At 65.7% G+C, this 8,151-nt stretch carries 9 protein-coding genes; 3 read left to right on the top strand and 6 right to left on the bottom strand.

Going from position 1 to position 8,151, the window contains the following annotated elements; translation table 11 throughout:
* Nucleotides 1–51: 51 nt before the first annotated feature.
* Complete coding sequence (locus GEV05_29460) at nt 52–642, top strand: sugar O-acetyltransferase (protein MPZ47418.1); 591 nt, start codon at nt 52–54, stop codon at nt 640–642.
* Here the strand turns inward: GEV05_29460 and GEV05_29455 are convergent.
* Nucleotides 632–1,393 carry an SDR family oxidoreductase gene (locus GEV05_29455; GenBank protein MPZ47417.1) on the bottom strand — a complete coding sequence of 254 codons (762 nt, stop codon included), beginning with the start codon at nt 1,391–1,393 and terminating at the stop codon, nt 632–634. The two genes, GEV05_29460 and GEV05_29455, sit on opposite strands and share 11 nt — an antisense overlap.
* Before the next feature lie 197 nt (nt 1,394–1,590).
* Here GEV05_29455 and GEV05_29450 point away from each other — a divergent pair, with 197 nt between their 5' ends.
* Together GEV05_29450 and GEV05_29445 are read left to right on the top strand one after the other, a co-directional pair.
* On the top strand, nt 1,591–2,712 hold the full coding sequence (locus GEV05_29450) for a DUF4172 domain-containing protein (GenBank protein ID MPZ47416.1): 1,122 nt from the start codon (nt 1,591–1,593) through the stop codon (nt 2,710–2,712).
* Between the two features lie 72 nt (nt 2,713–2,784).
* Nucleotides 2,785–3,432, top strand: a complete 648-nt coding sequence (locus tag GEV05_29445; protein ID MPZ47415.1) for a hypothetical protein — start codon at nt 2,785–2,787, stop codon at nt 3,430–3,432.
* A 140-nt stretch (nt 3,433–3,572) separates the two neighbouring features.
* Here GEV05_29445 and grxD read toward each other — a convergent pair whose 3' ends face one another.
* The 5 genes from grxD to GEV05_29420 all read right to left on the bottom strand — a co-directional run.
* Entirely contained in the window at nt 3,573–3,878 is a 306-nt protein-coding gene (gene grxD, locus GEV05_29440; protein ID MPZ47414.1) for a Grx4 family monothiol glutaredoxin, read from the bottom strand.
* 116 nt (nt 3,879–3,994) lie between these two features.
* Entirely contained in the window at nt 3,995–4,840 is an 846-nt protein-coding gene (gene prmC / locus GEV05_29435; GenBank protein MPZ47413.1) for a peptide chain release factor N(5)-glutamine methyltransferase, read from the bottom strand.
* Between the two features lie 11 nt (nt 4,841–4,851).
* Nucleotides 4,852–5,934: a peptide chain release factor 1 gene (gene prfA / locus GEV05_29430; protein MPZ47412.1), complete on the bottom strand. Its 1,083-nt coding sequence runs from the start codon at nt 5,932–5,934 to the stop codon at nt 4,852–4,854.
* Nucleotides 5,931–7,181, bottom strand: coding sequence for a glutamyl-tRNA reductase (locus GEV05_29425; GenBank protein MPZ47411.1), 1,251 nt, complete (start codon nt 7,179–7,181; stop codon nt 5,931–5,933). The genes prfA and GEV05_29425 overlap by 4 nt, the downstream gene beginning before the upstream one ends.
* A gap of 363 nt (nt 7,182–7,544) precedes the next feature.
* A partial coding sequence (locus GEV05_29420) for a glucokinase (protein ID MPZ47410.1) occupies nt 7,545–8,151 on the bottom strand: 607 nt, incomplete at its 5' end.

Below are 8,151 nucleotides of genomic sequence, written 5' to 3'. Positions count from 1 at the left end.
AAGGGTAAAGACCTTACCCGCTCCGGGACCTCCGAGGGATCGAGAGCCGAGATGAAGAGCGAATGCGAAAAGATGCTGGACGGCGAGTTGTACGACCCATTCGATCCGCAACTGGTCGCGGCGCGCGTGCGTGCTCGCGATCTGTGCCAGGCGCTGAACGCGAGCCGCGAGTCGCAGCCGGATGAACGCCGGCGCATCCTCGAGCAGCTGTTCGGCAAAGGCGGGGATTCGGTCTGGATGCAGCCGCCGTTCTACTGCGATTACGGCGCCAACATCGAGCTCGGAGAGCGCGTCTTCTTCAACTTCAACTGCGTCGTGCTCGATGTCTGCCGGGTGCGGATCGGCGACTTCACGCTGTTCGGCCCGGCGGTGCAAATCTATACGCCCATGCACCCGTTCGATGCCGCCCTGCGCAGGCAACAGGAGTTCGGCAAGCCGGTCGAGATCGGCGCTGACGTCTGGGTGGGGGGTGGCGCGATCATCCTGCCGGGCGTGCAGATCGGCTCACGCGCGGTGATCGGTGCCGGCAGCGTCGTGACGCGCGATGTCCCGGAGGATGTATTTGCAGCCGGCAATCCCTGTCGCGTGATTCGCGCGCTCGAATCGCAGGCGGGTGCAGCGGCCGCGCCGCCTAATCCATGAACAGCCCGCCGTTGATGTCGATCAGCGCGCCATGGATGTAGGAAGCGGCGTCGGAGCCGAGGAAGGCGACCACCGAGGCGACTTCCTCGACCCGCCCGATGCGTCCGAGCGGAATGCGCGCGAGCAGGCCGGCCCGCTCGGCGTCGCTATATGTTTCGTACTTCGCCGCGACGCGCTCGGAGGCAACGATACCCGGCGCGATGGTGTTGACGCGAATGCCGAACGGGCCGAGCTCCTTCGCGAGATGGCGTGACAGCCCCACCATGCCGGTCTTGGCGGCCGTGTAGGCGGCGTTCGAGAGGTTGCTCGCGACATGCGCGGCCACCGAGGCCACGTTCACGATACAGCCGGATCGTCTTGCTTTCATCGCCGGCAGCGCGGCACGGCAGAATCGATACACGCTGGTCAGGTTGAGATCGATCATGTCGACCCATTCCTGATCGGGCATCTCGTCGGCGCCGAGCGGCCGGCCCGCGGTCCCGCCGCCTGCATTGTTCACCAGCAGGTCGATCTTCCCGTGCCGCCGCTCGACCCCGGTGACACAGTGCTCGATAGCGCTTCGATCGCGCGCGTCGCATGTCAGGTACTCGCAGCGGCCACCCGCGGCCGCGATCGCCGCGACCGTTGCCGCAAGGGCTTGCTGATCTCGTGCGACCGCGACGACTTGCCAGTGCTGGCGCGCCAGCGCCTCGCAGATCGCACGGCCGATGCCGCGCGAGCCTCCGGTGACCAGAGCGATCGATTCGTTCATAACGAGCGTCGTTTGCGCAGGATTCGGGCATTCTACTTGGCGCACCGCTCCAAGGCGCCTTACCCGGTCGGTCGAAATTCAGTGCGAAGCAAAACGGCGTTGGGGGAAGCGGATAGGCGCAGTGGTTAGCGGTAAGTCTCCCCGGTATCGCTCACTTATCGAGATTTTATGAGCGTTAACATGCTAAAGTATCGCTCATGAGATGGAATTGGCAGGACCCCGACTGGCCGCGATTCCGCTTCCAGCCGGAGGCTCTGGCCGCACGGGAAGCAGCGTTCTTGCAGCGCACCGGTATCGTGGTGGGCACGGTGCGTCATCTGCCCGACCATGAACACCTGCAGCTTGTCATCGAGCTGATGAGCACGGAGGCGCTCAAGACGTCCGAGATCGAAGGCGAGATCCTCAACCGTGACAGCGTGCAATCCTCCCTGCGCCGTCAGTTTGGCCTGCAAAGCGACGGCCGCCGGGTAACACCCGCGGAGCAAGGCATCGCCGAACTGCTCACCGACCTGTATCGCAGCTACGCCGCGCCGCTGGTGCAAGACACGATGTTTGCCTGGCACCGGCTGCTGATGAAGGGAAATGACAATTTGAGGGTCGGGTGCTGGCGCACGCACGACGAGCCGATGCAGGTGGTCTCCGGTCCTGTGCACGCACCCAAGGTGCATTTCGAGGCGCCGCCCTCGGCCCTCGTGCCCGAGGAGATGGCAAGATTCTGCCGCTGGTTCAATGATACTGTCCCGGGCGGATCGACACCGCTGCCGGCGCTCGCCCGCGCAGGTCTGGCGCATCTCTACTTCGAGTGCATCCATCCGTTTGAGGACGGCAATGGCCGTGTCGGTCGCGCCATTGCCGAGAAGGCTCTGGCCCAAGGGACGGGGCAGCCCAGCCTGAGTGCGTTGTCGCTCACTATTGAACGGCAGCGCAGCCAGTACTATCTCGAGCTCGAGCTCGCGAACAAGGGGTTGCAGGTGGACCGATGGCTCAGCTGGTTCGCTGACACGGTGCTGGCCGCCCAAAACCACACGCTACGCTGGCTGGAATTTTTGATCGGCAAGACCAGGCTGTTCGATAGGTTGCGCGGACAGCTCAACGCCCGACAGGAGAAAGCCCTCCTGCGCGTCATGCGCGAGGGCCCCGATGGTTTCGAGGGTGGACTCTCGGCCGGCAACTATCAAAGCATCACCGGCGCACCCCCGGCTACCGCGCGGCGCGATCTCGCCGAGATGGTGGCTCTGGGCGCTCTGCGTCGCACCGGACAGCAACGGGGGACGCGCTACTGGCTGGTGTTCAATGCGGAAGACGAGACGCTTTCCTAGAGGCGACCAAGATCGCGCGCGTGAGCGATACTCTGGGGCGCGGTTCCGGAGACGACGAAGGAGCACTGTGCAATGACCAAGCCGCTCGGATTGCTGATGGCCGCGTTCGATATCAGCGCCTGCCCGGAAGATGAATTCAACGACTGGTACGACACCGAGCACATTCCCGACCGCGAAAAGGTGCCCGGGTTTCTCACGCTCGAACGCTGGGTGGATGTCGCCAATCCCAAGGTTGCGCTGGCGATCTACGACCTGCAGTCGGTCGATGTGCTGCAGAGCCCGCAATACCTGCCGATCGGCTATCGCAATCCGTCGCCGTGGACGCGGCGGCTCATGCCGATGTGCCAGCGCGTGCTGCGCTTCGCGGGCGAGCAGATCACGCCGGGCAATGTCATTTCACCGCGCGATTGCGGCGGTTTGCTCTTCATGGGATTCAACCTCGAGCCCGGCGCCGAGGACGACTACGCGCGCTGGATGGACGAGGAGCACTTGCCCAACCTGTCCAAAGTGCCCGGCGTGCTCAGCGCGCGCCGCTTCATCGCCACCGAGGGCACGTCCAAGTACATCGCGGTGTATCACCTGACCAGCCCCGAAGTTTGCGCTTCACCGGAATGGCTCGCGGCGCGGGAAACGCCGTGGACACACCAGATTCGCCCGCGCACGCGCGAGCGACTGCGTCTGACCTGCCGCCCTTATCGGCGCGCGCGGCCGATCCCGTAGCGATCCATCGCGTGCCATTTTTCGTGGGATCGAGAGGGCGAGAGCGTCATTCCCGTGTAAACGGGAATCCAGACTGTCCGCTTATTCTGACCCCGCTTGCGCGAGGGTGACGGCTTTCTCGAGCTTCGCGCGTATCCGCGTTACGTCAGCAGCTTCTGCAGCTCGCCGGACTGGTACATCTCGGTGATGATGTCCGAGCCGCCGACGAGCTCGCCGTTGACGTACAGCTGCGGGATGGTCGGCCAGTTGGCGTAGTCCTTGATTCCCTGCCGGATGTCCGCATCCTGCAGCACATCGATGCTGTAGATGTCGTCGACGCCGCAGGCGCGTAGCACCTGGACAACGCGGGCGGAAAATCCGCATTGCGGAAAATCGGGCGAGCCCTTCATGTAGAGCACGACCTTGTTGTCCGTCACCTGTTGCTTGATGGTGTCTTGCACGCTCATCGGAGGCCTCCAATACTTGACCGTATTTGTCGGATTTGAGTCTACCGGGGTGATCTTGCGCGGTCAAGCATGGTCGCTGTCGCAACGACGATGCCGCGCCCGAGTTAGACCGCCAATCAACGCGCCCTACGACCGCCGCTGACTCGCGGCAGTTCCGCCAGGTCGCACGCCGTCGTCACCTCGACGAAACCTGCATCGGCGAGCAGACGCTGGCAGGCGTCGGCCTGATCGCAACCGTGCTCGATAAGAAGCCAGCCGTTCGCTCGCAGATGCCCGGGCGCCCGCGCGACGATCTGCCGGATCGCTGCCAGGCCGTCGGCTCCCGCGCGCAACGCGGCCGCCGGTTCGAAGCGAAGGTCGCCGAGCCCGAGATGCGGATCGGTCTCGGCAACGTAGGGCGGATTGGAGACGACCAGGTCGAACCAGCGGTCCGTCACGGGACCGTACCAGTCGCCTTGCACAAATTCGATGTTACCGGCGCGCAGCGCCCGCGCATTCTCGAGCGCCATCGCCAGCGCGCAGCCGCTCGCATCGACTGCCGTGACCGCGCAGTGCGGCCTCTCGAGCGCAAGGGTGAGCGCGATGTTGCCGCTGCCGGTGCCGAGGTCGAGCACTTCGATCCTCGCGGCAGTCGGCAGGTGCTGCAGGACCTGGTCGATCAACAGCTCGGTCTCCGGCCGGGGAATCAGCACCGCCGGTCCCACCGTGAAGCAGCGGCCGTAGAACTCCCGCCATCCCAACAAGTAGGCGACCGGCTCTCCGTGCGCACGGCGGGCAGCCAATGCCACGAAGCGGCGACGCTCGTCTTCGCTCAACACCCGCTCGTCATGTGCGAGCAGCGCGGCATGCGAGATCCCGAGCACGTGCTGCAGCAACACGCGCGCATCCACGGGATCGAGCCCGGCCAGGCGCATGGCGGCGCCGACCGTTTCCGGTGCTGCACTCACCGTCGACCCAGCCATGCGAGGCGCGCTCAACCCGCTTCGGCCAGTTGCGCGAGCTGCTCGGCCTGGTGCTCGGAGGCGAGCGCGTTCAGCAGCTCGTCCAGGTCGCCGTCCATGATGGCCGCGATCTTGTACAGCGTGAGGTTGATGCGGTGTTCGGTCACCCGGCCCTGGGGAAAGTTGTAGGTGCGGATGCGCTCGGAGCGATCGCCGCTGCCGACGAGCAGCTTGCGCTCGGCGGCGACCTTCTGCTGTTGCGCGCTCACTTGCTGGTCCTTGATGCGCGCGGCCAGGATGGCGAGCGCCTGCGCCTTGTTCTTGTGCTGTGAGCGGTCGTTCTGACATTCCACCACGATCCCGGTCGGCAGGTGTGTCACGCGCACCGCCGAATCGGTCTTGTTGATGTGCTGGCCGCCCGCGCCCGAGGCACGGAAAGTATCGATGCGCAGCTCGGCCGGGTTGAGCACCACGTCGCTGACCTCGTCGGCCTCGGGCATGACCGCGACCGTGCAGGCCGAGGTGTGGATGCGGCCCTGCGTCTCGGTCACGGGCACGCGCTGCACCCGGTGACCGCCGGATTCGAACTTGAGCCGCGAGTACGCGCTCTCGCCGCTCACGCGCGCGATGATCTCCTTGTAGCCGCCCAGATCGCTGTGACTCGCCGACAGGATCTCGACGCGCCAGCGCCGGCGCTCGGCATGGCGCGAATACATGCGAAACAGATCGGCGGCGAACAGCGCCGATTCGTCCCCGCCGGTGCCTGCGCGGATCTCCAGGAAGAGGTTGCGCTCGTCGTTCGGGTCCTTGGGGAGCAGGCTGCGTTGCAGCTCCGCTTCGATGTGCTCCATCCGATCGCGCGACTCGCGCATCTCGGCCTCGGCGAATTCGCGCATCTCCGGATCCTGCGCCATCTCCTGCGCGGTCAGAGTGTCGCGCTCGCTTTGCAGGTAGGTGCGATAGAGAGTGACAACCGGGTCGATCTCGGCGTGCTCGCGGCTCAACTTGCGGAAGTTGTCCATGTTCGCCGTCACGTCCTCGGACGCGAGCAGTGCATTGAGCTCATCCAGCCGGCCGGTGAGCTGGTCGAGTTTGCGGGCGATGCTGGGTTTCATTCGCGATGGATCTGGTAGATGCGCGCCAACGTCTGCGCAAGCGTCTCGCGCTCGGCTTCGGAGGCCGCGTTCAACGCGTGCGTCGGTGGATGCATGAGCTTGTTGGTGAGCGCTTCGCTCAGGCGCTCGATCACCTTGCGCGCGTCCTCGCCGCGTTCGAGCGCCTTGAGCGCGCGTTCCAGCTCGTGCCGGCGGCTGCGCTCGGCCTGGTCGCGCAAGGCCCGTATCGCCGGTACGGCGCCGCGCGCGCTCATCCAGTGCATGAAGTCGCGCACCTCGGTATCGATGATGGCTTCGGCCTGCAGCACCGCGCCCGAGCGCGCGCTCAAGCCCTCGGCAGCGATTCGGCCGAGATCGTCGACCGTGTAGACGAATGCGTCGCCGAGACTGCCGACTTCGGGCTCGATGTCGCGCGGCACGGCCAGGTCGACGAGCAGCATCGGGCGATGCTTGCGCGCTTTGAGCGCGCTTTCCACCGTGCCCTTGCCGATGATCGGCAGCGGGCTCGCGGTGCTGGCGATGACGATGTCGTGCGTGGCAAGGCTCGCGGCGACGTCGTTCAGCGCAATCGAGTGTCCCATGTGGCGCACCGCCAGTTCGTTGGCACGCTCGGCGGTGCGGTTGGCGAAGGTGAGCGCCTTGGGCCGGCGTGCCGCGAAATGCGTGGCGCAGAGCCCGATCATCTCGCCCGCACCGACGAACAAAACCCGGCACTCGGCCACACTCGGGTAGATCTCCTCGGCCAGGCGCACGGCGATGGACGCCATCGACACGGCGTTGGTGCCGATCTCGGTGTGCGTGCGCACGTCCTTCGCCACCGAGAACGTGCGCTGGAACAGACGATTCAACAGCATGCCGAGCGTGCCGGCTTCCTCGGCCGAGCGCACCGCATCCTTCATCTGGCCGAGAATTTGCGCCTCGCCCAGCATCATGGAATCGAGCCCGGAGGCGACCCGAAACGCGTGCTGGACCGCCTGCCCCTGCGGCAGGCGATAGAGATAAGGCTCCAGCCCCTCGGGCGGCAGATGGTGATAGTGCGCCAGCCAATCGACCGCGGCCGCCGGCTGATCGGTATTGCAGTAGACCTCGGTGCGATTGCAGGTGGAAAGAATGGCGGCTTCCTTGACCGGGCGGCGCTCGACCAGATCGCGCAAGGCCTGCGCCAAGCGCTCGGCATGGAATGCCACCTGCTCGCGCACCGTGAGCGGCGCAGTCTGGTGGTTGATGCCGAAGGCGAACAGATTCATGCGGCGAACAGATTCATGCGCGGGCCAAGCGGTCCCGGAATACGACCGAAGGGCCTGAATTATAGGCGCTCGCGCTCGCTCACCGAACGGCGAAAGCTTCGTTTCCCCTCCGCTCTCAAGAAACCCAACCAGGTTTCTTAACCGCGCCTGCCCGCCTGCGGGGCCAATACTGCTCACGAGGAGGGGCGCCGGCGAAGGGAGGCGGGGTGGTGTGGTTTTCGGTCGCGTGAGACCACCCCGTCCGCGACGTTGTCGCGTCCAGCCCCTCCTCGACGAGGAGGGGAGTGGTTGGCTTTCCCCTCCTCTCACGAGGAGGGGTGGCGCGCAGCGCCGGGGTGGTGTGGTTCTCGAATGGCTGGCGTTTCAGGCCGAAGCGGCCTCGACGGCGATGGCGACCGCGCCGCGCAGGCCCACATCGGGGGACATGACGACGTGGACGGGGATGGTTCGCATCAGCTCGGCGAATTTGCCCTTGGCGCAGAACGCATCCATGAAGGCGCTCTGCGCGAACAACGCGGCGAGCCGCGGCGCGATGCCGCCGGCGACATAGAGTCCGCCCCGGGAGAGCAGCGTGAGCGCGAAATTGCCCGCAACCGCACCGTAGATTTCGAGAAACAGGTTTATGGCCGACACCGCCCGTGGATCGCTGCCTTCGAGCGCGCGCGACGTGATCTCGGCTGCGGGCAGCGAAGCTTCCTGCGTGCCGCCGCCTGCGGTTCGGATGCGTATCGTATCGGCTTCGCTCAGGAACGCGTAGATGCGCTCCATGCCGCGCCCGGAGAGCACCGTCTCGTAGCCGACCCGCTCCCGGCGATGGCGCAGATAGCCCCACAGCCGGTTCTGTATTTCGTTGATCGGCGCGAAATCCACCTTGCCCCCTTCGGAGGGCACGACCTGATAGCTCTTGCCGGTCCAGACCATGAAGACCATGCCGAGCCCGGTGCCGGCGCCGAGCACGCCGCGCACGCCG

Source organism: Betaproteobacteria bacterium (genome assembly GCA_009377585.1).
Classification (GTDB): Bacteria; Pseudomonadota; Gammaproteobacteria; order Burkholderiales; family WYBJ01; genus WYBJ01.
Note: the sequence above shows the minus strand (reverse complement) of the source record. Positions and strands in the feature narration are given on the sequence as shown.

What these genes read in the sequence shown, in the direction of transcription:
- GEV05_29460 (MPZ47418.1), top strand. Translation starts at nt 52, where the DNA reads ATGAAGAGCGAATGCGAAAAGATGCTGGACGGCGAGTTGTACGACCCA.
- GEV05_29455 (MPZ47417.1), bottom strand. Translation starts at nt 1,393, where the DNA reads ATGAACGAATCGATCGCTCTGGTCACCGGAGGCTCGCGCGGCATCGGC.
- GEV05_29450 (MPZ47416.1), top strand. Translation starts at nt 1,591, where the DNA reads ATGAGATGGAATTGGCAGGACCCCGACTGGCCGCGATTCCGCTTCCAG.
- GEV05_29445 (MPZ47415.1), top strand. Translation starts at nt 2,785, where the DNA reads ATGACCAAGCCGCTCGGATTGCTGATGGCCGCGTTCGATATCAGCGCC.
- grxD (MPZ47414.1), bottom strand. Translation starts at nt 3,878, where the DNA reads ATGAGCGTGCAAGACACCATCAAGCAACAGGTGACGGACAACAAGGTC.
- prmC (MPZ47413.1), bottom strand. Translation starts at nt 4,840, where the DNA reads ATGGCTGGGTCGACGGTGAGTGCAGCACCGGAAACGGTCGGCGCCGCC.
- prfA (MPZ47412.1), bottom strand. Translation starts at nt 5,934, where the DNA reads ATGAAACCCAGCATCGCCCGCAAACTCGACCAGCTCACCGGCCGGCTG.
- GEV05_29425 (MPZ47411.1), bottom strand. Translation starts at nt 7,181, where the DNA reads ATGAATCTGTTCGCCTTCGGCATCAACCACCAGACTGCGCCGCTCACG.